The sequence below is a fragment of the Streptomyces sp. NPDC091281 genome (assembly GCF_044757425.1).
Taxonomy (GTDB): Bacteria; Actinomycetota; Actinomycetes; order Streptomycetales; family Streptomycetaceae; genus Streptomyces.
Genome location: NZ_JBIVUY010000003.1, coordinates 1 through 23,699, shown reverse-complemented (window position 1 = coordinate 23,699; position 23,699 = coordinate 1). Strand labels below are relative to the sequence as shown.

General features: G+C 73.4%; 23 protein-coding genes and 1 pseudogene. 17 read left to right on the top strand and 7 right to left on the bottom strand.

What is annotated here, in order from left to right; genetic code table 11:
* Positions 1–10 precede the first annotated feature (10 nt).
* The 4 genes from paaC (at position 11) to ACIQPQ_RS08970 (ending at position 3,003) form a co-directional block, all read left to right on the top strand.
* Positions 11–841, top strand: a complete 831-nt coding sequence (gene paaC / locus ACIQPQ_RS08985) for a 1,2-phenylacetyl-CoA epoxidase subunit PaaC (RefSeq protein WP_401301662.1) — start codon at positions 11–13, stop codon at positions 839–841.
* The gene (paaD, locus tag ACIQPQ_RS08980; RefSeq protein ID WP_401301659.1) at positions 838–1,380 is read left to right on the top strand and encodes a 1,2-phenylacetyl-CoA epoxidase subunit PaaD; all 543 of its coding nucleotides are present in this window, start codon (positions 838–840) and stop codon (positions 1,378–1,380) included. The genes paaC and paaD overlap by 4 nt, the downstream gene beginning before the upstream one ends.
* On the top strand, positions 1,380–2,483 hold the full coding sequence (gene paaE, locus ACIQPQ_RS08975; RefSeq protein WP_401301657.1) for a 1,2-phenylacetyl-CoA epoxidase subunit PaaE: 1,104 nt from the start codon (positions 1,380–1,382) through the stop codon (positions 2,481–2,483). The genes paaD and paaE overlap by 1 nt, the downstream gene beginning before the upstream one ends.
* Before the next feature lie 277 nt (positions 2,484–2,760).
* Positions 2,761–3,003, top strand: coding sequence for a chaplin (locus ACIQPQ_RS08970; protein WP_401301654.1), 243 nt, complete (start codon positions 2,761–2,763; stop codon positions 3,001–3,003).
* Positions 3,004–3,077: 74 nt separating this feature from the next.
* On the opposite strand, the gene ACIQPQ_RS08965 is transcribed toward ACIQPQ_RS08970, so the two are convergent.
* Complete coding sequence (locus ACIQPQ_RS08965; protein WP_401301651.1) at positions 3,078–3,419, bottom strand: hypothetical protein; 342 nt, start codon at positions 3,417–3,419, stop codon at positions 3,078–3,080.
* A 339-nt stretch (positions 3,420–3,758) separates the two neighbouring features.
* Between ACIQPQ_RS08965 and ACIQPQ_RS08960 the strand changes: the two genes are divergently transcribed.
* The 6 genes from ACIQPQ_RS08960 to ACIQPQ_RS08935 all read left to right on the top strand — a co-directional run bounded on the left by ACIQPQ_RS08960 (position 3,759) and on the right by ACIQPQ_RS08935 (position 9,074).
* Positions 3,759–4,361, top strand: a complete 603-nt coding sequence (locus ACIQPQ_RS08960; RefSeq protein WP_401301648.1) for an ATP-binding protein — start codon at positions 3,759–3,761, stop codon at positions 4,359–4,361.
* Positions 4,362–4,512: 151 nt separating this feature from the next.
* On the top strand, positions 4,513–5,079 hold the full coding sequence (gene sigK, locus ACIQPQ_RS08955) for an ECF RNA polymerase sigma factor SigK (RefSeq protein ID WP_401301645.1): 567 nt from the start codon (positions 4,513–4,515) through the stop codon (positions 5,077–5,079).
* A complete protein-coding gene (locus ACIQPQ_RS08950; RefSeq protein ID WP_401301642.1) occupies positions 5,076–5,852 on the top strand; it encodes an anti-sigma factor domain-containing protein in 777 nt (258 codons plus the stop codon). The genes sigK and ACIQPQ_RS08950 overlap by 4 nt, the downstream gene beginning before the upstream one ends.
* Before the next feature lie 174 nt (positions 5,853–6,026).
* A complete protein-coding gene (locus ACIQPQ_RS08945) occupies positions 6,027–6,872 on the top strand; it encodes an RNA polymerase sigma factor SigF (RefSeq protein WP_401301639.1) in 846 nt (281 codons plus the stop codon).
* A 305-nt stretch (positions 6,873–7,177) separates the two neighbouring features.
* Complete coding sequence (locus tag ACIQPQ_RS08940; protein ID WP_401301636.1) at positions 7,178–8,017, top strand: MBL fold metallo-hydrolase; 840 nt, start codon at positions 7,178–7,180, stop codon at positions 8,015–8,017.
* A gap of 7 nt (positions 8,018–8,024) precedes the next feature.
* Positions 8,025–9,074 carry an ABC transporter permease gene (locus ACIQPQ_RS08935; protein ID WP_401301633.1) on the top strand — a complete coding sequence of 350 codons (1,050 nt, stop codon included), beginning with the start codon at positions 8,025–8,027 and terminating at the stop codon, positions 9,072–9,074.
* 145 nt (positions 9,075–9,219) lie between these two features.
* On the opposite strand, the gene ACIQPQ_RS08930 is transcribed toward ACIQPQ_RS08935, so the two are convergent.
* A complete protein-coding gene (locus tag ACIQPQ_RS08930) occupies positions 9,220–9,849 on the bottom strand; it encodes a TetR/AcrR family transcriptional regulator (protein WP_401301630.1) in 630 nt (209 codons plus the stop codon).
* Positions 9,850–9,955: 106 nt separating this feature from the next.
* A complete protein-coding gene (locus tag ACIQPQ_RS08925; RefSeq protein ID WP_401301627.1) occupies positions 9,956–10,588 on the bottom strand; it encodes a TetR/AcrR family transcriptional regulator in 633 nt (210 codons plus the stop codon).
* Positions 10,589–10,743: 155 nt separating this feature from the next.
* Here ACIQPQ_RS08925 and ACIQPQ_RS08920 point away from each other — a divergent pair, with 155 nt between their 5' ends.
* The 3 genes from ACIQPQ_RS08920 to ACIQPQ_RS08910 all read left to right on the top strand — a co-directional run bounded on the left by ACIQPQ_RS08920 (position 10,744) and on the right by ACIQPQ_RS08910 (position 14,588).
* Positions 10,744–11,586 (top strand): MBL fold metallo-hydrolase, encoded by an 843-nt coding sequence (locus ACIQPQ_RS08920; protein WP_401301625.1) that lies wholly within the window; start codon positions 10,744–10,746, stop codon positions 11,584–11,586.
* 96 nt (positions 11,587–11,682) lie between these two features.
* Entirely contained in the window at positions 11,683–12,954 is a 1,272-nt protein-coding gene (locus ACIQPQ_RS08915) for an FAD-dependent oxidoreductase (protein WP_401301622.1), read from the top strand.
* Between the two features lie 41 nt (positions 12,955–12,995).
* Positions 12,996–14,588, top strand: a complete 1,593-nt coding sequence (locus ACIQPQ_RS08910; protein ID WP_401301619.1) for a flavin-containing monooxygenase — start codon at positions 12,996–12,998, stop codon at positions 14,586–14,588.
* Here the strand turns inward: ACIQPQ_RS08910 and ACIQPQ_RS08905 are convergent.
* Positions 14,516–15,181 carry a TetR/AcrR family transcriptional regulator gene (locus tag ACIQPQ_RS08905; RefSeq protein WP_401301617.1) on the bottom strand — a complete coding sequence of 222 codons (666 nt, stop codon included), beginning with the start codon at positions 15,179–15,181 and terminating at the stop codon, positions 14,516–14,518. The genes ACIQPQ_RS08910 and ACIQPQ_RS08905 overlap by 73 nt on opposite strands.
* 138 nt (positions 15,182–15,319) lie before the next feature.
* Between ACIQPQ_RS08905 and ACIQPQ_RS08900 the strand changes: the two genes are divergently transcribed.
* Together ACIQPQ_RS08900 and ACIQPQ_RS08895 are read left to right on the top strand one after the other, a co-directional pair.
* Positions 15,320–16,111, top strand: coding sequence for an SDR family NAD(P)-dependent oxidoreductase (locus ACIQPQ_RS08900; protein WP_401301614.1), 792 nt, complete (start codon positions 15,320–15,322; stop codon positions 16,109–16,111).
* 81 nt (positions 16,112–16,192) lie between these two features.
* Positions 16,193–16,867: a DUF2993 domain-containing protein gene (locus ACIQPQ_RS08895; RefSeq protein ID WP_401301611.1), complete on the top strand. Its 675-nt coding sequence runs from the start codon at positions 16,193–16,195 to the stop codon at positions 16,865–16,867.
* Positions 16,868–16,970: 103 nt separating this feature from the next.
* Here ACIQPQ_RS08895 and ACIQPQ_RS08890 read toward each other — a convergent pair whose 3' ends face one another.
* The 3 genes from ACIQPQ_RS08890 to ACIQPQ_RS08880 all read right to left on the bottom strand — a co-directional run bounded on the left by ACIQPQ_RS08890 (position 16,971) and on the right by ACIQPQ_RS08880 (position 20,030).
* Entirely contained in the window at positions 16,971–17,831 is an 861-nt protein-coding gene (locus ACIQPQ_RS08890) for an endo alpha-1,4 polygalactosaminidase (protein ID WP_401301609.1), read from the bottom strand.
* 61 nt (positions 17,832–17,892) lie between these two features.
* Entirely contained in the window at positions 17,893–19,272 is a 1,380-nt protein-coding gene (locus tag ACIQPQ_RS08885; protein WP_401302664.1) for a sensor histidine kinase, read from the bottom strand.
* An 83-nt stretch (positions 19,273–19,355) separates the two neighbouring features.
* The gene (locus ACIQPQ_RS08880) at positions 19,356–20,030 is read right to left on the bottom strand and encodes a response regulator transcription factor (protein WP_401301606.1); all 675 of its coding nucleotides are present in this window, start codon (positions 20,028–20,030) and stop codon (positions 19,356–19,358) included.
* 488 nt (positions 20,031–20,518) lie between these two features.
* Here ACIQPQ_RS08880 and ACIQPQ_RS08875 point away from each other — a divergent pair, with 488 nt between their 5' ends.
* Positions 20,519–22,726, top strand: a complete 2,208-nt coding sequence (locus tag ACIQPQ_RS08875; RefSeq protein WP_401301603.1) for an MMPL family transporter — start codon at positions 20,519–20,521, stop codon at positions 22,724–22,726.
* 158 nt (positions 22,727–22,884) lie between these two features.
* Positions 22,885–23,699, top strand: a pseudogene (locus ACIQPQ_RS08870) (Fe-S oxidoreductase); the annotation flags it as partial.

Below are 23,699 nucleotides of genomic sequence, written 5' to 3'. Positions count from 1 at the left end.
GAGCCAGGGCATGAGCGACGACCACGTCTACCTGTCCCTCGCCGAGGGGCACGACGACGGCGACGCGCGCTGGGCGTTCGGCACCGGCTTCGAGGACCCCCTGCATGGCGTCGACACCGGCGTTCCCGCCACCGTCGACCGCGCGGACCTCGCCGCGACCTGTCTCGCCCTCGGCGACGACGCCCTCGTCTCGGCCCAGCGCCTGGCCGAGTGGACCACCCGCGCGCCCGAACTGGAGGAGGAGGTCGCTCTCGCCAACATCGGCCTCGACCTCCTCGGCCAGGCCCGCCTGCTCTACACCCGCGCCGGGCACGCCGACGGCACCGGCCGCGCCGAGGACGCGTACGCCTACTTCCGCGACCCCGCCGACTTCCGCAACGTACGCCTGGCCGAACTCCCCAACGGCGACTTCGCGTTCAGCGTCGTACGGCTCCTGGTGCTGTCCAGCTGGCGGCTCGCCCACTTCGAGCGGCTGACCGCCACCGAGGACCCGGTCCTCGCCGCGATCGCCGTGAAGGGCGTCAAGGAGCTGGCGTACCACCGGCAGTGGGCCGCCGAATGGGCCGTACGCCTCGGCGACGGCACCGAGGAGTCCCACCGCCGCATGCGCGGCGCGCTCCAGAAGGCGACCCCCTACCTGGGCGAGCTGTTCTCCGCGTACGACGTCCGCGACGAGGTCCTCGCGGTGCTGCGGCAGGTCACCGACGCGGCCGGGCTGCCGCTGCCCGCCTGGCAGCCGCTCGCCGGACACGGCCGCGACGGCGACCACACCGAGCACCTCGCCCCGCTGCTCACCGAACTCCAGTCGCTGGCCCGCGCCCACCCGGAGGCGGCGTGGTGACCGCCCAGCACACCGGCCGGACCGGCACCACGGCTTCGGCGACCGCAGACCGGGCCCGCGAGGTGGCCGAGCACGTGCCCGACCCCGAGCTGCCCATGCTCACCCTCGCCGACCTGGGCGTCCTGCGGGACGTCGCCGTCGCCGCCGACGGCACCGTCGTCGCCAGCCTCACGCCCACCTACTCGGGCTGCCCGGCGATGGCCGAGATGCGCGCCGAGGTCGCCGCCCGCCTGACCGCCGCCGGACACCCGCGCGTCGAGGTCCGTACCGTCCTCGACCCGCCGTGGACCACCGACTGGATCACCCCCGCCGGACGGCGCAAGCTCGCCGAGCACGGCATCGCCCCACCCGGCCCGGCGCCCCGGCCCGCGCCCGGACCGGTACCGCTGGTCCTGTCGCCCGTCCGCCGCGAGGTCGCCTGCCCGCAGTGCGGCTCGGCGGACACCGAGGAGACCTCCCGCTTCGGCGCCACCTCCTGCAAGGCGCTGTGGCGCTGCCGCGCCTGCCGGGAGCCGTTCGAGTACGTCAAGGAGATCTGATGGCCGACCTGTTGAGCCCCGCCCCCGTGCGGGCGGCGCGCCGTAGGCCCGCCTTCCACCCGCTGCGCGTGGCCTCCGTGCGGCGGCTGTGCGACGACGCCGTCGAGGTCGCCTTCGCCGTCCCCGACGGCCTCGCCGCCGAGTTCGCCTTCGCGCCCGGCCAGTCGCTCACCCTGCGCCGCGAGGTCGACGGCCGCGACGAACGCCGCTCGTACTCCATCTGCGCCCCGGCGGGCGACCGGCCCCGCATCGGGGTGCGCGAGGTCGCCGGCGGCCTGTTCTCCTCCTGGCTGGTCCACGAGGTGGGCCCCGGCGACGTCGTCGAGGTCATGGCGCCCACCGGCGCCTTCACCCCCGACCTCACGGCCCCCGCCCACCACGTCCTGATCGCGGCCGGGTCCGGCATCACCCCGATGCTCTCCATCGCCGAGTCCGTCCTCGCCGCCGACGACCGCTCCCGCGTCACCCTCTTCTACGGCAACCGGCGCACCGACTCGGTCATGTTCGCCGACGACCTCGCCGACCTGAAGGACCTCCACCCCACCCGCTTCCAGCTCGCCCACGTCCTCTCCCGCGAACCCCGCGAGGCCGAGGTCCTCTCCGGCCGCCTCGACGCCGAACGCCTCGCCACCCTCGTCGACGCACTGGTCGACGTCCCCGGCGCCGACCACTGGTGGCTCTGCGGGCCCCACGGCATGGTCCGCGACGCGCGCCGCGTCCTCGACGAGGCCGGTGTCCCCGCCGACCGCGTCCACCAGGAACTGTTCTTCGCCGACGACACCCCCGTCCGCGAGGTCCGCCACGAGGACGCCGTCACCGACGGCCCGGTCAGCCAGGTCACCCTCACCCTCGACGGCCGCTCCACCACCGGCCCCCTGTCCCGCGCGGCGACCCTCCTCGACGGCGCCCAGAAGACCCGCCCCGACCTCCCGTTCGCCTGCAAGGGCGGCGTCTGCGGCACCTGCCGCGCCCTGGTCACCGACGGCGAGGCCGACATGCGCCGCAACTACGCCCTCGAACCGGCCGAGGTCGACGCGGGCTATGTCCTCACCTGCCAGACCTTCCCGGTCTCGGACACCCTGAGCGTCGACTTCGACAGCTGAGCCCCCCGACCGCCGCCACACCTCCTTCCACGGCCCGCCGCCGACCGGCGCACCCCCTTCCACCGTTCGGCGCACCCTTTTCCGCCGACCGCCGCGCCCACCGGCGGTCGCGTCCACCGATGTCCACTGATGTCCACCGGTTGCTCCCATCGGGTGATTGCCGGGCCCCTCGCCAATCCGGGGCGGGTGCCCGCGCGGATTACCCGTGTCCGCCGCCCGAAGCGGCGGTCCCGGCGGTCGAGGACCACCGGACGGAACGACCGAAGAAGAGGTTCACATGCGGTCTCGTGTCATGAAGAGCGCCGGACTCGTAGCGGCGGCGGGCGCCCTGGCCATGGGCGGTGCGACGGCGGCGTCCGCCGACAGCGGTGCGCAGGGCGCGGCGGTCGGCTCCCCGGGCGTCCTGTCGGGCAACGTCATCCAGATCCCGATCCACATCCCGATCAACGCCTGCGGCAACACCATCAACGTCATCGGCCTGCTCAACCCGGCCTTCGGCAACACCTGCGTCAACGGCTGACCCGGCCGTGAACGCGCCGGGGTGAGGGCCGGACCACCGGTCCGGCCCTCACCCCGGGCACCCGCCCCCTGGGGTCACCGCTTGCCGCAGTCCCAGTGGCCCTTCACCCAGTGGTGCTCCCAGTGACCGGGCACGTAGACCCACTTCCAGGAGTGGTGGTCCTTCCAGTGCCCGTTGTGCCACACCTTGTGGTGGACGTGCTTCTTCACCCAGTGGCCCTTGACCCAGTCCTTCTCCCAGTGCCCCTTCACCCAGTGGCACTTGCCGTGGTGGCCGTGGGTCGTCACGGTCGCCGCCGTCGTCGAGGCCGGTGCCGCCGACGCGGTGCCGGACAGGCCGAGCGCGGCACCTCCGGCCATCAGGCCCGTCGCGGCGGCTCCCGCCACCAGACGGCGGACTCGCAGGGATGAGGTCATACGACTCATCTCCCTCGGAGTTCGGTACGGAGCACGGGGGACGGAGGGGGAATCTCCCGCCCCTCCGTGCCGGACAGGAGGGATTCGGAGCGGGGTCGACGCCGGATGACATGAGAACCTCCTTAATTCCTCCTCGCCCTTTCCGGGGTCGCCCGGCCGGGTGAGAACGTGCCGCTTTCCGGGTACGGCGTCGCGGCATCCGCGCACCCCGCGGCTACGAATCCCCTCCGACGGGAAGTCCTCCCCGACAGCCGGACCCCGTGACCCGGAGCCACCCGAGCACTCCGGTCACCGGGCGCGGCGGGGGACATCGGTCCCGACGAGCACCAGGGAGCACCCATGTCCACCACGCCACCACCGCCCACCGCCGCCCGACCGACGCGGACGGCCCGAGCCGCCCGCGCCGTCCGACCGGCCCGCGCCGCTCCACCAGCCGTGGCCGCCGAACCGGCCCGCCCCGCGCGCCCGGCCCGCCCCGAGGAACCCGACCGCCCCGCCGAACCGGCGTGCACCGGAGAACCGGCTCCCGCCGCGACCGCCCCCGCGAGCTGCGCGGTCACCCTCCCGCACTCCCCGCACGCCCCCGCCATCGCCCGGCACGTCAGCGAACGCTGGCTGACGGACACCGGCGCCGGGCAGCGCGTGACGGACGCGGTCCTCGTCGTCTCGGAGCTGGTGACCAACGCCGTACGGCACACCGCCGACACCTGCCTGCTCACCCTGACGGTCCTCGACGGACGCCTCGACATCGCCGTCGCCGACCACGGGGCGGAGCTGCCCGAACTCGACCGGCGCACCGCCGGGGACGAACGCGGCGGCTTCGGCCTGGCCCTCGTGCGCGCACTGGGCGACGAGGTCCGGCTGGTGCCCGCCCTCGACGGCAAGACCGTGCACGTCCTGCTCGACGCGGGGGCCGGGCATGAGACGCCCGGGGCCGCCTGACGTCACCGCCCGCGCCCGCCGCCTCCCCGGAGGGACCGGCGCCCGCGGACACCCCGACCGGCCGACGGGCCGCGGCCAGGACCGTGACCGCCCCCTGGACCCCCGCCGGAGCACGTCCCGACCACCGCCACCGGCACGATCGGAGCAGGGCTTGCCGCACACGTTCGAGCCGGACGCCCCCGTGGAGGACCTCCTCGCCCGCGTGTCCGAGGGCGACCAGGACGCCTTCACCGGCGTCTACGACGCCCTCTCCGGCACCGTGATGGGTCTGGTCTGCCGCGTCCTGCGCGACGCCGCGCAGGCGGAGGAGGTCACCCAGGACGTCATGGTCGAGGTGTGGCGCACCGCCGCCCGCTACGACCCCCGGCGCGGCACCGCCAAGGCGTGGGTGCTGACCCTGGCCCACCGCCGGGCCGTCGACCGGGTCCGCGCCGCCCAGGCCGGTGCCGACCGCGAGCGCCGCGCGGGCCTCCTCGGCCCCGGACGCCCCTTCGACGAGGTCGCCGAACGGGTCGAGGACCACGACGAACGGCGCCGCCTCCACCACTGCCTCGCCGCCCTCGTACGGCAGCAGCGCGTGCCCCTCGTCCTCGCCTACTACCACGGCCTCACCTACGTCGAGGTGGCCGGAGCCCTGTCCACCCCCGAGGGAACCGTGAAGTCCCGTATGCGCGCCGGCCTGCGGCAGCTGCGCGCCTGTCTGGAGGAGGGGGAATGACCACCGAGGAGGACCCGCACCTGCCGGCCGGGGCGTACGTCCTGGACGCGCTGCCGCCCGCCGAGGCCGCCGCGTTCGAGAACCATCTCGCGGGCTGCGACGCGTGCCGCCGCGAGGTCGACGCGCTCCTGGAGATCACCGCCACCCTCGGCGGGGCCGCCCGCACCGTCCCGGTGACCGGAGCGGCCCGCGCCCGGACCCTCGACGCCGTCGCCCGCACCCGGCAGGACCCCGTCGCCCGCGACCGCGCGGTCCCCGCCGCGCGCGGGCCGCGCACCCGGCGCGGGCGCGCCGTGGACCTCGCGCTCGCCGCGAGCCTCGCCGCGGCGGCCGGACTCGGCGGGGTCGCCGTCTGGCAGCACACGCAGGCCGACGACGCGCGCGAACGGGCCGAACGGTCCGAGCAGCGGGCCCGCACCTCCGGCGCCGCGCTCACCGACGTCCTCACCGCGCCCGACGCCGTCGTCCACGCGCAGCGGCTGGACGACGGCACGGCCGCCGCCGTCGTCGTCTCCCGCTCCGAGGGACGCGCCGTCTTCACCGCCGACGGCCTGCCCGCCCTCCCCTCCGACAAGGTCTACGAACTCTGGTACGCGGCCGACAGCGGCGACCTCCGGCCCGCGGGCCTGCTCCCCGGCGACGCGCGGCCCGCGTCCCGGCTGCTGAAGGGCTCGCCCACCGAAGCCGTCGCCGTCGGCATCACGGTCGAACCCGCGGGCGGCTCCGAACAGCCCACCAGCGAACCGCTCGGCATCATCCCCATCACCGCCTGACGACGCCGAGCCCCAGGAGAGCGAGCCCCCGGAGCACCCCCGGAACCGCGCCCGGAACTCCGTGCGGAACTTCGTTCGGAAAAAGGGGGTGTGGAGGAGGGAAGCCGGGGTAGACGCGGCTTTGTCGACCGCTTCACAGGGGCGGGGTCGGCTCTTATCAGGGAGGTAGGCGGCATGGTGGTCACTGAGACGGCGGCGGCGGAGACACGGACGGCACCCCTCCCGGAGGTCGCCGACCCCTGCAAGGTGGCGCCCAAGGACGCCCGCGCGCTGTCGCGGCTGTTCTTCGACCGGCTGGCGTCCATGGAAGAGGGCACGCCCGAGTACAGCTACGCCCGCAACACGCTGATCGAGATGAACATGTCCCTCGTCCGGTTCGCGGCGGGCCGCTTCCGCAGCCGCGGTCCGGAGGAGATGGAGGACATCGTCCAGGTCGGCATGATCGGCCTGATCAAGGCGATCGACCGCTTCGAGCTGTCGCGCGAGGTCGAGTTCACCTCCTTCGCCATCCCCTACATCGTGGGCGAGATCAAGCGCTTCTTCCGTGACACCTCCTGGGCCGTGCACGTGCCGCGCCGCCTCCAGGAGGCCCGCGTCCAACTGGCCCGCGCCAGCGAGGAACTCAGCAGCCGCCTCGGCCGCAGCCCCACGCTGAAGGAGCTGTCGGAGCTGATGTCCCTGCCCGAGGACGAGGTCATAGAGGCCCGCCTCGCGTCCAACGGCTACAACTCCTCCTCCCTGGACGCCGCGATCGGCGGCAGCGAGGACGGCGAGAGCGCCCTCCAGGACTTCATCGGAGCCGAGGACGCGGCACTGGACCTGGTGGAGGACTTCCACGCCCTGGCCCCGCTCATCGCCGAACTCGGCGAGCGCGACCGGCGGATCATCCACATGCGGTTCGTCGAGGAGCTGACCCAGGCGCAGATCGGCGAGCACCTCGGCGTGTCCCAGATGCACGTCTCCCGCCTGCTGTCCCGCACCCTGACCCGCCTCCGCGAGGGCATGCTCGCCGCCGACTGACGGCGGGCGCCCCCTCCTGCGCAGACCGGACCAGAAAACCAGAACTGACGCGACCGCATCCGCTGACCCGACCGTGGGGTCAGCGGATGCGGTCGTTCACGTGTGCCTGGCTGCCCTCCTCCCCGTCTTCCCTCCCCGATCCCGGCGCGCTGCTGGCGGAGAACCACGTCGCCCGCCCCGCTGAGCTGCGGCTGAACCACCCGCACCCCATAAAATAGAACCAAACCTCGGTATTGACAGGGTGCCATGACGGGGTCAAACTAAAACGAAACTTCAATCCATCTTGGTTTGGGAGGTTGGGTGCCATGGCTGGTCTGCGAGTGCATCATCTGAACTGCGCGTCGATCCGGGGTCTGTCGATCCACGGGCGGCACCTGGTGTGTCACACGCTGCTGGTGGAGACGCCGTCCTCGGGTCTGGTGCTCGTGGACGCGGGCCTGGGGACGGCCGACTACGCGGACATCACGTCGCGCCTGGGCAAGGAGTTCGCCTGGGGATACGCGCGACCGAAGGTGGACCCGGCGCTGGCGGCGGTGAACCAGGTGCGGGCGATGGGCTTCGATCCGCGGGACGTCCGGCACATCGTGCTCACGCACATGGACCTGGACCACGTGGGCGGTCTGTCGGACTTCCCGCACGCCCGCGTGCACCTGCACGGCCTGGAGCTGAAGGCAGCGATGGAGCGGGCGTCGTTCCGGGCGAAGAAGCGCTACCGGCCGCTGATGTGGGCGCACGAGCCGCACTTCGTGCCCTACGACGACCTGGGCGAGCGCTGGTTCGGCTTCGAGGCGGTCCGCAACCTTCAGGACCTGCCGCCGGAGATCCTCTTCGTGCCGCTGTTCGGTCACACCCACGGCCACTCCGGTGTCGCCGTGCAGGGGGAGCGGGGCTGGCTGCTGCACGCCGGGGACGCGTACTTCGATCCGCGGGAGATCAAGCAGGACAAGCGGCAGTGCGCGCCGAAGGTCGCCCTGTTCCAGACCATCGTCACCACGAACAGGAAGCAGCGTTTCTACAACCAGGGCCGCCTGCGCGACCTGGTGAAGCACCACCCGGAGATCGACGTGTTCTGCGCCCACAACCCGCACGAGTTCCCCGGCGATCCCCTCACCCCCCGCACCCGCCCCGCCACCCTCCAGGGATGACTCCGCCATGACCACCACGACCACCCCCGACCCCGGCCGGAACGCCAACACCAACACGAACGGCGAGGGGGACGGGGGCCCGTCCCCGGCGGGCGGCCGGGGGGCGGGGCGGGCCAAGGTGGTGGTGGTACTCGTGGCGGTGCCGTTCGCCCTCGCGCTCGCCCTGTGGGCGTTCGCCTGGCCCGCGGCCCGCACCGCGCCCCACCACCTCCCCGTCGCCGTGGCCAGTACGACCGGCGACCCCGCCGCCGCGGCTCCTGTCACCGCCGCCCTCGACGACGCGGGCGACGCCTTCGACACCCGCGCCTACCCCAGCGGGGACGACGCCCGCACCGCCGTCGAACAGCGTGACGTCTACGCCGCGTTCCTCGTCTCCGCCGACGGCGACGTCGAACTGCTCACCGCGTCAGCAGCCGCTCCCGCCGTCGCCCAGTTCCTCACCGAGTCGGCCCCCGAACACGTCCCGGCGGGCACGGAACTGACGGTCACGGACCTCGTGCCCTCACCCTCGACCGACCCCCGCGGCAGCGCCCTCGCCGCGTCCGTGCTGCCGCTGTCCGTGGCCGGGGTCGTCACCGGCGGCATCGTCACCGCCCTCCGCCTGCGCGGACCCCGCGCACTGGCCACCGTCACCGCCGCGGCCGCCCTGTCCGGCCTCGCCGCCACCACCCTCACCCACACCTGGCTGGGCATCCTCACCGGCAACTGGTGGGCCGAGGCGGGCGTCATCACCCTCACCGTCTGGGCCACCGCCTCCGTCATCACCGGACTCGCCGCCCACCTCGGCAGCGTCGGCCTCTCCCTCGGCTCCCTCACCGTCGTCCTCCTCGGCAACGCCTGGGCCGCCGTCAACACCAGCCCCTACCTCCAGCCCCCGCCCCTCGGTCTCCTCGGCCAGTGGCTCCCCCCGGGCGCCGGAGCCAACTTCCTCCGCTCCACCGCCTACTTCGACGGCAACACCCCCGGCACCCCCGTCCTCACCCTCACCCTCTGGACCCTCACCGGCACCACGCTCATCCTGCTCGCCGGACGACGCGAGCGCGGCGCCCGCACCTGACGGTCCGGTCGCCGGCCGAAGCGTGCCAGACCGAAACGTGCGAGACCGAAGCGTGAGAGGCGGCTGTGTCCCCGGTCCGGTACCGGGGACACAGCCGCCTCTCACGGTCTTTCTCCGTCGTCCGTACGGGCGGTACCCGTACCTGTCAGGACTCTGCTCGTCCCGTGCTCGTCGTGCTCCCCGCGCCGTACAGCGCCGCGAACCCCCGGCTCTGGGACTCCGCCGTGGTGTCGCCGAGGAGGGCCACCTGCGCGGCGAAGCCCATCAGGAGCGAGAGCACCGCGGCGCCCACCTCGGCGGGGTCGGCGTCGGCGGGCAGTTCACCGTTCTCCTGCCAGGTGACGGCCGCGGCGGTGAGCAGATCACGGAAGGCCCGGTAGGTCGGCGCGGTCTTCTCCAGCAGCGCCGGGTTGCTGAGGGCCGCACTCCAGCCGTGCATCGCGACCCGCAGCAACGAGAAACCCTCACGCTGCGAGAACGACTCCAGGGTGCTGGTGAGCTGACGCACCACCTCGGGCGGCGACGGCATCGGGTCGGCGACCAGAAAAGGGAGCAGTTCCGCGGTGAGACCCTCCAGAGCGGTGCTCATGGCGGCCTCGATGCCCTCGTCCTTGCTGCGGATGTACTTGTACACCGTGCCGGTGGACAGCCCGCTGATCTGGATGATCCCCTCCATGGTGGCGCCCTGGAGGCCGTCGCGGTCCACGCACGCGCGGACCGCGTCCAGTACCTGGGTGCGCCTGGCGGCGAGATAAGCGTCAGAGACTCGGGGCATGCCGCCAAAATAGAGGGTTCATTCTTGTTTGGCAAGGGAATGGTCACGCCCGGCGAAGGCGCGGCCACGCTCGCCCGAGCATAACCCCGGGGCCGCCGCCGTGATCTCAGGGACGCGGCAGCGCCCGCGGGTGGTCGTTCCGGGAGGGGAAGAGTGCCGCGCAGGCCCGCGCGTGGGCCTCGGCCGTCGTGTCCGCGAGCAGGGCGTGCTGCGTGATGAAGCCGAGCAGCAAAGAGAGCAGCGTGTGCGAGACGGCGCCCGGGTCGGCGCCCGGCGGCAGGGTGCCGTCGGCGCGCCAGGCGTGGGCCGCCGAGGCCAGCAGGTCGCGGAACTCCCGGTAGGTGGGGGACGTCGTGCCCGCCGGGTCCGCGCCGTTCAGGGCGCTGCCTCCGTGAACGGCCACGCGCAGCAGCGAGTAGTGCCGCCGGTGGCCCTCGGCGTAGGCCTCGACCGTGAGCAGCAGGCGGCGGAGCAGCTCCGGGGGAGGGGGCAGCGGGTCGGACCGCAGGACGGGCAGGAAGCGGCGCGTGACCTCTTCGAGCGTCTCACCGACGGCCGCCGCGATGCCCTCCTCCTTGCTCCGGATGTACTTGTAGACCGTTCCGGTCGAGAGTCCACTGGCCTGGATGATCGTCTCTATCGTCGTCCCCTGGAGGCCGTGGCGGTCCACGCTGGCGCGTACGGCGTCGAGTACGTGTGCGCGGCGTGCAGCGGTGTGAGCTGCGGAAACTCTCGGCATGTCTTCAAAATAGAAGGAATCTTCGGTATTCACAAGACCGGCTCGCCGGGGGTCGTCGGGGCCTGGGGCGGGTGGCCGAAGTTCACCCCGGCCCTTGACAGTGCGGAAACGGCGCGACCAAGATGAAATGAAGGTTCATTTTTACAGGAGGTCGGATGTCGTCACCGCTCGTCGTGCATCACCTGAACTGCGCCGTCGTCCGGGGCATGAAGATCGACGGAGCCCACTTCGTCTGTCACACCCTGCTCGTCGAGACACCTTCCAGCGGGCTGGTCCTCGTCGACACGGGCCTCGGCGCGCTCGACTACGAGAACATCGGCTCCCGCCTCGGCTGGGAGTTCGCCTACGGCTGGGGCCGCCCCCTGGTGGACCCGGCGCTCGCCGCCGTGCACCAGATCAAGGCCCTGGGGCTCGACCCCGGGGACGTCCGCCACATCGTGCTCACCCACATGGACCTGGACCACATCGGCGGCCTGGCCGACTTCCCGGCCGCGCAGGTCCATCTCCACCGCCGCGAACTCGACGCGGCCACCGCCCGCGACGGCTTCGTCGCCCGCCGCCGCTACCGGCCCTCGCTCTGGGACCACGGGCCGCGCTTCGAGACGTACGCGGACACCGGTGAACGCTGGTTCGGCTTCGAGGCGGTCCGCCACCTCAAGGGGCTCCCCGAGGAGATCCTCTTCGTGCCGCTCTTCGGCCACACCCACGGCCACTCCGGTGTCGCCGTGCAGAGCGCGGACGGCTGGCTCCTGCACGCCGGGGACGCCTACTTCGACCCCCGCCAGATCAAGGCGGCACGACCGTACGTCCCGAAGAAGGTGGCCGCCTTCGAGGCGTTCGTGACCACCAACCGCCAGCAGCGCGTCTGGAACCAGACCCGGCTGCGCGAACTGGCCCGCACTCACCCCGAGATCGACATCTTCTGCGCGCACAACCCGCACGAGTTCCCCGGCGACCCGCGCCCCGGAAAGGCCCGGACGTCCACCCTGACGCCCTGACGCCCAGCCCCCGTACGCCCAGCCCCGTACGCCCTTGTCCCCGTACCTGTCACACGGCCCGACCGCACCCGCACCGAACCGGCTCCAGGAGGCGTCATGCAGAACCCCCCGTCCGCAGCGGCATCCACGACGGGCAGGAACGGCACCCCACCCACGGCAGACCCCGCCCGCACCAAGGCCCCCGCCCCCACCACCTCGGCGGTCGCCCCCGGTGACAAGGGGGCGACGGCGGCCGACGCGACCGCCCCCCTCCCCGCGAGCACGCACGTCGCCGTCGTCGGCGCCGGTCCCACCGGGCTCGTCCTCGCGCTGCAACTCGCCGCCGCCGGGGTGGACTTCGTGATCCTCGACCGCGATCCGGAGGGGCACAACTGCTCCCGGGCCGCCGCCGTGCACGCCCGCACCCTGGAGGTCCTCCAGCCCCTCGGTGTCACCGACCGGCTGGTCGAACACGGTCTGCGCGTCGACAACTTCGTCATCCGCGACGGGGACCGCAGGCTGCTGGAGGTACCGCTGGCGGGCCTGCCCACCGAGTACCCGTTCATGCTGATGATCCCCCAGCACCGGACGGAGGAGATCCTCCTCGCCCGCCTCAAGGAGCTGGGCCACACCGTGCGGCGCCCCCACCAGGTCACCGCCGTCCGCCAGGACGCCACGGGAGCCACCCTCACCACCCGGTCCGGGCAGGAACTCCGCGCCCGCTACGTCGTCGGCGCCGACGGCATGCAGAGCACCGTGCGCGGCCAGGCCGGGATCGGCTTCACCGGGGACAGCTACTCCCAGCGGTTCATCCTCGCCGACGTCGTGCTGGACACCGAGGCCGTCAGCCGCCACGAACTCAACCTGTTCTTCGGCCCCACGGGGATGACCGTGGTCGCCCCGCTGCCCGAGGGCTACTTCCGGGTCGCCGGTTCCCGCGAGACGGCGCCGGAGCAGCCCGGCCTCGACGACGTCCAGGCCCTCCTCGACGAACGGCTGCCCACCCCCGCCCGGGTCGTCAGCTCCCGCTGGACGTCCAGCTTCCGGGTGCACAGCCTCGTCGCCGACCGCTACCGCGAGGGCCGCGTCCTCCTCGCGGGCGACGCCGCGCACGTCCACAGCCCCGCCGGAGGGCAGGGCATGAACACCGGCATCCAGGACGCCGTCCTCCTCGGCTCCTGCCTCGCCCACAACGCCCTCAGCTCCTACAACGGCCTGCGCCGGCCGGTCGGACTGCGCGTCGCGGGCTTCACCGACCGGCTCACCCGGCTCGCGGTGCTCCGCTCCTCACCGACCCGCGGTCTGCGCAACGGAGTGCTCCCCGTCCTCGGCCGCAGCGCCGCCCTGCGCCGCCGCGCCGCCCGCGAACTGGCCGAACTCGCCTACTAGAAAGCCCCGTTCATCCGTCCACCGAGGAAGGGAACCCTGCCATGGCGGCCCCCGCCGACCGCACACCCGCCCCCGCCGTGCCCCATGTCGACACCCTCGTCGTCGGCGCGGGCCTGTCCGGGATCGGGGTGGCCTGCCAGCTCGGCCGCACCCTGCCCGGCCACTCGTACCTCGTCCTGGAGGGACGGGAGGCGAGCGGCGGGACCTGGGACCTGTTCCGCTATCCGGGCGTCCGCTCGGACTCCGACCTCCACACGCTCGGCTACGCGTTCAAGCCCTGGACGAAGGACCGCGCCATAGCCGACGGCGCGGACATCCTCGGCTACATCCGCGAGGCCGCCCACGAGAACGGCGTCGACCCGCACATCCGCTACGGCCACCGGGTCGTGCGCGCCGAGTGGTCCTCCGATGACGTCCGCTGGACGGTCCACGCGGTGCGCACCGCCACCGGCGAACCGGTCCGCTTCACCAGCCGTTTCCTGTTCTCCGCCACCGGCTACTACCGCTACGACGAGGGCCACACCCCGGCCTTCGCCGGCACCGACCGCTACCGCGGCGCGCTGGTCCACCCCCAGCACTGGCCGCGGGAGCTCGACCACACGGACAAACGGGTCGTCGTCATCGGCAGCGGCGCCACCGCCGTCACGCTGGTCCCCGCGCTCGCCCGGCGGGCCGCCCACGTCACCCTGCTCCAGCGGTCCCCGACGTACGTCCTGCCCCTGCCCTCCCGCGACCCGGTCGCCAACGTGCTGCGGCGGACGCTGGGGGAGCGGGCGGGGTACGCGCTGACCCGCAGGAAGAACGTCGCGCTCCAGACGTTCCTGTACCGCACCAGCCGCCGCCACCCGGCGTTCGTGAGAACGGCGATCCGGCTGCTGCAACGCCGGCTGCTGCCGCGCGGCTTCGCCCTCGACCCGCACTTCCGCCCGTCCTACGACCCGTGGGACCAGCGGCTGTGCGTGGTGCCGGACGGCGACCTGTTCCGGGCGCTCTCCTCCGGCCGCGCGTCCGTGGTGACCGACCAGGTGGAGACCTTCACCCCGTACGGCGTCACCCTGCGCTCCGGCGGCCGCATCGACGCCGACGTCGTCGTCACCGCCACCGGACTCGACCTCCTCGCCTTCGGCGGCATCGAACTCGCCGTAGACGGCCGGGAGATCGACGTCACGAAGGCGACCGCGTACAAGGGCATGCTGCTCAGCGGTGTCCCCAACTTCGCCTTCGCCCTCGGGTACACCACCATCTCCTGGACCCTGCGGGTCGGTCTCGTGGGGGAGCACTACCGGCGGCTGCTCGCCCACATGGCGGCCCGCGGACACACCGCCTTCGAGGTCGACCCCCCGGCCGCCGGTGAACCGGACCGGCCCCTGTTCGACTTCGCCGCCGGGTACGCCCGCCGCGCCGCCGGGCTCTTCCCCCGGCAGGGCACCGGCCGCCCCTGGCGGATGAACGTCGCCTACCGGGACGACGAGCGGCTTCTGCGCCACGACCCGGTCGCCGACGCGCCGCTGCGCTTCACCTCCCGCCCGGCGGCCCGGCCCGCGCCGGACGGGACCGCCCGTCAGTCCGGCGGGGCGGTCCGGCGGACGGGCCGGGGCACCAGGGGCGGGGCGGCGGTGCCGCCAGGCGCGTAGAGGGCCTCAACCGTGCGGACCGTGGCGGCGCGGGCCCGCTCGCCCGCGCGCGGGTCGAGCGCCTGCCGCGTGACGCAGCCGAGGATCAGCGACAGCAGCGTGGAGGCGACCGCGTCGGCGTCCGCCCGCGGCGGCAGGGCCCCGGTGCGCCGCCAGGTCACCGCCGCCTCGCGCAACAGGTCCCGCAGCGCGCGGTAGGCGGGGGACGTCCCCGCCCGCAGGGCGGGGGAGGACGCCACCGCGCTCAGTCCGTGCACGGCCACCCGCACCAGGGAGTGGTCCGGACGCCGCGAGAACCCGTCGACCAGATCCAGGAGGCGGCGCACCGTCTCGGGCGGCGACGGCAGCGGCTCGGCGCGCAGGACGGCGGCGCAGGGCTCGGCGATCTGCCGCAGCGACGCCGTCACGGCCGCCGCGATCCCCTCGTCCTTGCCGCCGATGTACCGGTAGACCGTGCCGGTGGACAGACCGCTCTCGGCGATGATCATCTCCATCGTGGTCCCGTGCGGCCCGTGGCGGTCGACGCAACTGCGCACGGCGTCCAGGACGCGGGCACGGGTGACCTCGGCGCGGACGGGGGACATTCTTGGCATGGCCATAAAGTAAAAGAAACCTTCATTTTTCACAAGGTGACCTCGCGTGGTTGACGGGTCTGCGGCGACCGCTCAAGATAAAATGAAGCTTCGTTTTGATATTAATGCTGACGTCAACGGCTCGAAGGAGACCACCCGGTGCGGATTTCCGGCGCGACCGTCCTGATCAGCGGTGCCACCGGCGGCCTCGGGCACGCGCTCGCGGACGCCTTCGGCCGCCGCGGCGCCCGCCTCGTGCTCACCGCCCGCCGGGCGGGACCGCTGCGTGAACTCGCCGCACGCTCCGGCGCCCGCGCCGTCGTCGCGGACCTGGCCGACCCCGCCGACGTCGAACGCCTCGCCGCCGAGTCGGGAGACGTCGACCTCCTCGTCGCCAACGCGGCCCTGCCCGGCAGCGGAGACCTCCTCGACCACTCGGTGGAACAGCTCGACCGCGCCCTCCGGGTCAACCTGCGGGCCCCGCTCGTCCTGTCCCGCCTGCTCCTCCCCGCCATGCTCGACGCGGGCCGCGGCCACCTCGCCTTCATCGGCTCGCTCTCCGGCAAGGCCGCCATGAGCGCGGCCCCGCTCTACGGCACGACCAAGTTCGGCCTGCGCGGCTTCGCCCTCTCCCTCCGCCAGGACCTGCACGGCACCGGCGTCGGCGTGTCCCTGATCCAGCCCGGCCTCATCGGCGACAGCGGCATGATCGTGCGGACCGGGGCGTCCCTGCCGCGCGGGATGCGCACCGTCACCGCCGGGCAGGTGGCCGCCGCCACCGTCCGCGCCGTCGAACGCGACACCTGCGAGACCGACGTCGCCTCAGTCGAGATGCGGCTCGCCACCGCCCTGGCCGGACAGTTCCCCGCGCTCGCGGAACGCTTCCAGCGCCTCCTGAACACCAACCCCGTCACCCAGCACGTGATCGCCGCCCAGCGCGACCTCCGCTAGCACCCCGTCGCCCATCCCCACCCCTCCCCGAGAGAGAGCACCATGCGTCCGCGCCTCCCGCGCCCCCCGAAACGTCTCGCGGTGATCGGACTCGCCGCCCTGCTCGCCGTCGGCACCGCCCTCGTCGGCGGTGACCGGCTGCTCGCCGTGTGGCTGGAGAAACGGGTCGCCGACGGCGCCGCCACGGCCATGCGCCTGGAGCACGACCCGAAGGTCCGCGTCCACGGCTTCCCCGCGGTCACCCAGCTCTCCGGGGGCCTGCGACGCGTCGACGTCGAGATGGACGACGTACCGCCGACCCCCGACCGCCGCATCCCCCTCTCCGAACTCGACGCCCGGCTCGACGGCGTGGAGAAGTCCGGCGACCAGGTCCACGTCGACAGCGTCACCGGCACCGTACGGATCACCTACGACGACCTCGCCGCGGCCACCGGACTCGCCTTCCGCGCCGACGCCTCCCGCGCCGGCCGCGTCGTCGCCGAGGCCACCGTCCCGATCCTGGGCGCCGTCCAGGTGAGCGCCGAGGTGAGCGTCACCGACGGCAGCGGCGTCACCCTCGGCCGAATGGAGACCCCCGGCCTCCCCGACCGCGTCGCGGACCGCCTCGTCGAACGCCTCACGAAGCAGCCCGTCGCCACCCCGGCCCTGCCCGACGGCGTGTCCCTCAGCGACGTCGCCACCGACGACGACGGGATCACCGTCCGCCTCACCGGCACCCGTCTCGCCCTCTCCCCGGACTCCCCGGTCGGCACCTGACACCGGCCGGGAAGACCCGGGGACAGCAGCCGGCCGCGGCCCCGCGGACCGCCCGAGGGGAGGGCGGTGCGGGAGCCGCGGCCGACTGGACCGGGGGGGGGAATCAGCAGGTACGGAAGGTGTAGTCCCCGGAACCGCGGACCGACACGTCCAGGTCGCGCTGGACGATCCCGAGCTTGGTGCCGAAGCCCGAGCAGGCCCGGCTGAAGCCGCTGTCCTCGTACTCGATCACGAACACGCGGTTGGCGTACGTCTTGGCGTAGTCACCGCACTCGTTGTACTGACCGCACTCCTCGGCGACCGCGAAGTCGAACCCGACCTTCTTGCTGTCCTTGAGGAGGTCGACCGTGTTCTTCTGCCCGATCGCCAGGCCCTTGGCGTGCGCCCGGTCGGCCAGCAGCTTCGCGAAGGCCGAGTTCTGCGCCTTCGTCAGCCGCCCGCCCGAACGCTCGTAGGAGTCCAGGTTGTCGGGCTCGATCGCCTGGAAACCGCTCTTCGCGCAGCCGTCGACCCACGCGCCGACCACCTTGGCGAGACGGGTGCGCTTGTCCGCCGTCGACGTGTCCAGGAGCGCCTCGCCCCAGTCCTCGTCGATGACCGGACGCTTCGCCTTGTCCCGCAGGACCAGGTCCGGGTGGTTCTTGTTCCACCAGCTCAACGCGTCGGGCTGCGCCTGGTACGCGTTGATGTAGCAGACGTTGTACAGGCCCTTCGCGGGCTTGGCCGACCGGTCGCGCGACACGGCGGTCACGCCCTTGGCCGGGGTGTACGCCCCGCCGATCTGGTAGTCGAACGTGGCGTTCGCCTTGGGGAGCACCACCTTCGGCGCCGCCTTCGCGGCCGGGGTGTCCGCGAAGACGTTGGACAGCGTCAGCCCCGTTCCGAGGGCGGCCGCGACACCGACGGCCCCCGCGACGAGGGTGCTCCTGCGGCGCAGGAAGGGTACAGCGGAGTGCTTCGACACACGGGCTCCTGTGCAAGGTACGTACTGATGCGCACATCCTGAGCCGCGGACCGTGAGGTTTTCATGAGGCCGGATCGGAGCCCGCGGCCGGGTCCGCGGGACGGCGCGCCGCGCGCCGCCGCCCGGCCGACCGCTGGACCGGCCCGAGCGTCAGCACGAACGCCGACCCGCCGCCCGGCCGCCGCCGCACCGCGACGTCCCCGCCGTGCGCCGCGGCCACCTCCCGCACCAGCGACAGCCCGATCCCCGTCCCGCCGCCCGGCGAACGGAACCGTTCCAGCAGACCCGGCAGACCGTCCGGGTCCACCCCGACACCCCGGTCCGCGACCGTCACCGCCGGGCCCCGCACCGTCACGTCCACCTCGGACCGGTCCATCGGATCACCCGGGGTCCGTCCGTGCCGCAGCGCGTTGGCCAGCAGATTGCGCACCGCGATCCGCACCAGCTCCGGGTCGGCCGTCACCACCGAGGCGTCGAGGTACAGGGTCACCGTGTGCCGGGACGGCGGCAGCTCCTCGCAGACCTGCTCGACCAGCTGGTCCAGCCGCAGCGGCACCGGCCGGAACGTGCTCGACGCCTGGAGCCGGCCCCGCGTGAGGATGTTGTCCACCACGTCCGTCATCCGGTCCGTGGCCCGCCGCAGCCGCGGCAGATGCGTGTGCAGATCACCCGGATCGGCGTCCGCGATGTCCACCGACCCCCGCATCACCGCCACCGGGGTGCGCAGCTCGTGCGCCGCGTCCGCCAGCAGCCGCTCCTGCGCGTCGAGCGCCTCCCACGCCGGACGCAGACTCCGCCCCGACAGCACGTACCCGGTGGCCGCCGCCAGCAGCACCAGCAGCCCCGAACCGGACAGCACCGCCACCACCAGCCGATGGTGCTCGGCCCGCCCCTTCGTGGGGTCGCCGATCACGACGACCGCGCCCGACGTCTTCTGCGTCCAGTCGTGGTAGAAGGGCATCGCCAGCAGGTACACGGGCTGCCCGGAGCGGGTCCGGCCCTCCGCGCGCACAGTGTCGTCCCTGGTCATCGCCGCCCGCGCCACCCGCCCCACGGCCTCCGCGTCGGCGGCCCCGGACGCCTTCGTGGCGCCGCGCGAGGTGAACACCCGCCGCAGCCGGTCGCCGCGCGCCTGGAGCACCAGCACCTGCGACCGCCCGCTCGTCGCCTCGTCGTCGTACAGCCCGTCGAGCTGGATACCGGCGTCCGTGTAGTAGATCAGCGACGTCGTCACCGCGGCCTCGCGGCGCATCTCCTCGTACTCCGCCGACTGCCACGACCGCCCGTCCGTGCGGATCACCAGCCACGACAGGGCCCCCACCCCGGCGAGCGTGATCAGCGTGTACGCGAGGGTCAGCCGCCGCTGGAGACGCCCGAGGCGCCGCCGCGCCGGGGACGGCCGTACGCCCCGCGGCGCGCCGTCGGCCCGGCCGCGCCGCAGCCGCGCCGGACGCCGCACGAGGCGCCGCCGCGGCGCCCGGCGCGCCCTGCCGCCGGACCGCTCCCCGTCCGGGGGACCGCCCGTCACGACGGGTCCGCGCCGACGGTGAGCCGGAACCCGTGCCCGCGCACCGTCTGGACCAGCGCGGGCGGACCGAGCTTGCGCCGCAGCCCCGCGACGACCGCGTCCACCACGTTGGAGACGGGGTCCGCCATCTCGTCCCAGCAGTGCTCGATCAGCGCGCTGCGCGTCACCACGTCCTCGCGGTGCAGCAGCAACTGGCGCAGCACCGCGTACTCCTTCGGCGTCAGCGACAGCAGGATTCCGGCGCGGCGCACCTCGCGCCGCGCCTCGTCCACCTCGACGTCGGCGTGGCGCAGCACGACCGGCAGCCGCTCCGGCGCCCGCCGCGTCAGGCTGGCGACCCGCAGCACCAGCTCCTCCATGGCGAACGGCTTCGCCAGGTAGTCGTCGGCGCCGGAACGGAAGCCGTCCACCCGGTCCGGCACCTCGTTGAGCGCCGTCAGGCACAGCACCGGCGTCGTCCAGCCGCGCTGCCGCCGCGCCCGCAGCGCGTGGAGGGTGTCCCCGGACGGCACCATCCGGTCCAGGACCACGCAGTCGTACGGCACCAGGTCGAGCATGACCTCGGCGTCCGGCCAGTCGGGCACCGCGTCGACGGCGTATCCGGCGTCCCGCAGTCCGGCCGAGATCACGTACCGGAGGTCTTCTTCGTCCTCGAGCAGGAGCACGCGCATGGTTCTGATTCGTCCTTGGGGCTCGGGCCGGCGCGGGGAACGAAGGGACGCGCCGGGGCCGCGGATCGGTGTGGGGACCGGGGAGACGACATAGTAGACAGCCGCGCCGCGGAGCCGTCGGCACGGTCCCGACCGGCCGGTAACCGCAGGTCGGCGCCAGTACGGGCGGTACGCGGCCCTCGCCCGGCCCCTCCTCTCGCATCCACCCTGTGCTGTGGTGCGGGTCACCGTCGCGTCCGTCCTGTTCGCCCGGGTCCGGGCGGGATGCGCACCCGCCGCCCTTTGACAGTTCGTGACCCGCCACGCCAAACTGAAATGAAAATTCACTTCCTCAAAGCTGGGAAGTGGTGCGGCGCCGACCTCCGCCCGGTCCGTCCGGGTGCCGCGGCCCCGACCGCGGGGACACCCGACCGCGGGACCCGGCCCCCACCACCGGCTCAGTCACCCCGGAGCACGCGTTCTCCGGATCTCTGGACGGGATCGTTCTCATGGCGAAACTCCTCTACCGGCTCGGCCGCTGGTCCGCGCGGCGAAGTCTCACGGTGCTGTTCGGCTGGCTGGTCCTGCTGGCCGTCGCCGTCGCGGCCGTCGTCGCCGTCGGGGACGGGACGGACGAGGAGTTCACCATCCCCGGCTCCGAGTCGCAGCAGGCCCTCGACGTCCTCGCCGACACCTTCCCCGCCTCCAGCGGCACCTCCGCCCAGATCGTGTTCACCGCGCCCGACGGCACCCGGCTCACCGGCCCGGCCGAGCGGGAGGCGGTCGGCGAGGTCGTCGCCGACGCGCGGACCGCGCCCGACGTCGCCGCCGTCATCGACCCCTACACGGCCGGGACCGTCTCCGAGGACGGCACCACCGCGTTCGCGCAGGTGCAGTACGCCGTCCCCGTCGGCGACGTCACCCGGGCCGAGGCGGACGCCCTCCGCGACACGGTCGACGCCGCCGGGCAGGCGGGCCTCGACACCGCCGTCGGCGGCGACGTCTTCAAGTCGCGCGGCGCCCAGGTCAGTCCGGTCGAACTGGTCGGCGTGGTCGTCGCCCTGGTCGTGCTCCTGGTCACCTTCGGCTCGGTCCTGGCCGCCGGACTCACCCTGCTGCCCGCCTTCATCGGCCTCGGGGTCGGCCTCGCCGCCCTGCTCTCCCTCACCGGCCTGGTCGCCGTCTCCTCGACGGCCGTCACCCTCGCCCTGATGCTCGGCCTGGCCGTCGGCATCGACTACGCCCTCTTCATCATCTCCCGCCACCGCGCCCAGCTCGCCGAGGGCGAGGGCGTCCTCGAATCCGTCGGACGGGCCACCGGGACCGCGGGCGGTGCCGTCGTCTTCGCCGGACTCACCGTCGTCGTCGCGATGACGGGCCTCGCCGTCGTGCGCATCCCCTTCGTCACGGTGATGGGCCTCGCCGCCTCCCTCACCGTCACCGTCGCCGTCCTCGCCGCGATCACCCTCATCCCCGCCCTCATGGGGCTCGCCGGGCAGCGGATGCGCCCCCGCCCGCCGAGGAAGCGGCGCGAGCGTCCCCCCTTCGGCCGCCGCTGGGTCGGCGGCGTCGTCAAGCGCCCGGTGAGCGTGGTCCTCCTCGTCGTCGTCGGCCTCGGCGCGCTCGCCGTACCCGCCGGGGACCTCGCCCTCGCCCTTCCCGACAACAGCACCGCCGCCCCGGACACCGGCGAACGCGAGGCCTACGACCTCGTCGACACCCACTTCGGCCCCGGCTTCAACGGCCCCCTCCTCCTCACCGTCGAACCCGGCTCCCACGACGCCACCCCCACCGCGGAGCGGCTCCGCGAGGAGGCCGAGGAGGTCGGGCGGGCCGTCGCCGCGACCGACGGCGTCCAGGCCGTCTCGCCGCCCCAGGTCAGCCCGGAGGGCGAGGTCGCCGTCCTCACCGTCGTCCCCACCACCGGGCCGATGGACGAGGCCACCACCGACCTCGTCACCACCCTGCGTGACGACGCCGACCGCCTCGGCGCCGACACCGGCACCGTCATCGCCGTCACCGGCGCCACGGCCGTCGCCATCGACGTCTCCGACCGGCTCGGCGCCTCCCTCGTCCCGTTCGCCTGCGTGGTCGTCGGCCTCGCCCTCGTGCTGCTCCTGCTGGTGTTCCGCTCCGTCGCCGTCCCGCTGAAGGCCGCCGCCGGGTTCCTGCTGTCGGTGGGCGCCGCGCTCGGCACCGTCGTCGCCGTCTTCCAGTGGGGCTGGGCCGCCGATCTCCTCGGCGTCCACACCACCGGCCCGGTCGTGAGCTTCCTGCCGATCATCGTGCTCGCGGTGCTCTTCGGACTCGCGATGGACTACGAGGTCTTCCTCGTCTCCGCGATGCGCGAGCAGTACGTCCACAACGGCAACCGGCCGCGCGAGGCGGTCACGGAGGGCTTCCGGCACGCGTCGAAGGTGGTCACCGCCGCCGCCCTCATCATGTTCTCCGTCTTCGCCGCGTTCGCCACCAGCCACTCCCCGGTGGTCAAGCCGATGGCGCTGGCCCTCGCCGTGGGCGTCCTCGTCGACGCCTTCCTCGTCCGCATGACGCTCGTCCCCGCGGTCCTCGCCCTGCTCGGCAGGCGCGCCTGGTGGCTGCCCCGCCGCCTGGACCGCGTTCTGCCCGACATCGACGTCGAGGGTTCCGCCCTCGCCCGCGCCCCCCACGACGGCACCGACGACAAGGCCGACGGCGAGGCGGCCCTCACCCGCTGACCGAGCCCGCCCAAGACAGGTGCCGTTAACCGCACCGTGACGGCAAACGTCCCGTTCTCCGTACCGCGCGGGAGTCCCGCGGGCGGTGACCCGGTGGTCCGCGGACCCCGCCCGGTCACCGCCCGCGGCACACCCCCCCTTTCCCTCTGGAGCCGCACATGCACCTCGCCGCCATCGTCGTGTCGCTCACGATCTCGGCCGCGGGCCTGTTCCTCTTCACCCGCGCGACCGTCCGCATCTGCCGCATCGTGCTGCTCGGCCAGCCGGTCCCGGCGGGCACCCGCACCGACCACCCCTACAGGCGCTCCGTGACCCTGACGCGCGAGTTCCTCGGCCACACCCGCATGAACCGTTGGGGGATCATCGGCTTCGCGCACTGGTTCGTCGCGGTCGGCTTCCTCACCCTGGTCCTGGCCCTCGTCCAGGCGTACGGCCAGCTCTTCCGGGCGGACTGGACGCTCCCCGTCCTCGGCACCTGGCCGGTCTACGAGGTCTACGTCGAGCTGATGGGCCTGATGACGGTCGTCGGCATCCTGGTCCTCATCGTCGTCCGGCAGCTCGCCAACCCGCGGCGCGCGGGCCGCAAGTCCCGCTTCGCGGGCTCCCGGACGGGTCAGGCGTACTTCGTCGAGACGGCGATCCTCGTCATCGGCCTCGCCATCCTGATCCTGCGCGGACTGGAGGGCGTCCTGCACCACGTCGACCACTACCAGGTCACGTACTTCGCCTCGTATCCACTGGTCCTCGCCTTCGACGGCCTGTCCGCCACCACGCTGGAGACCCTGGTGCACACGGTGGCGGCGGTGAAGATCAGCACGTCGCTGCTGTGGATGGTGGTCGTCGGCCTGAACACCAACATGGGTGTGGCGTGGCACCGTTTCCTGGCGTTCCCGAACATCTGGTTCAAGCGGGAGGCGTCGGGCGGGACGGCGTTGGGCGGGCTGCTGCCGATGACGTCGGGCGGGAAGCCGAT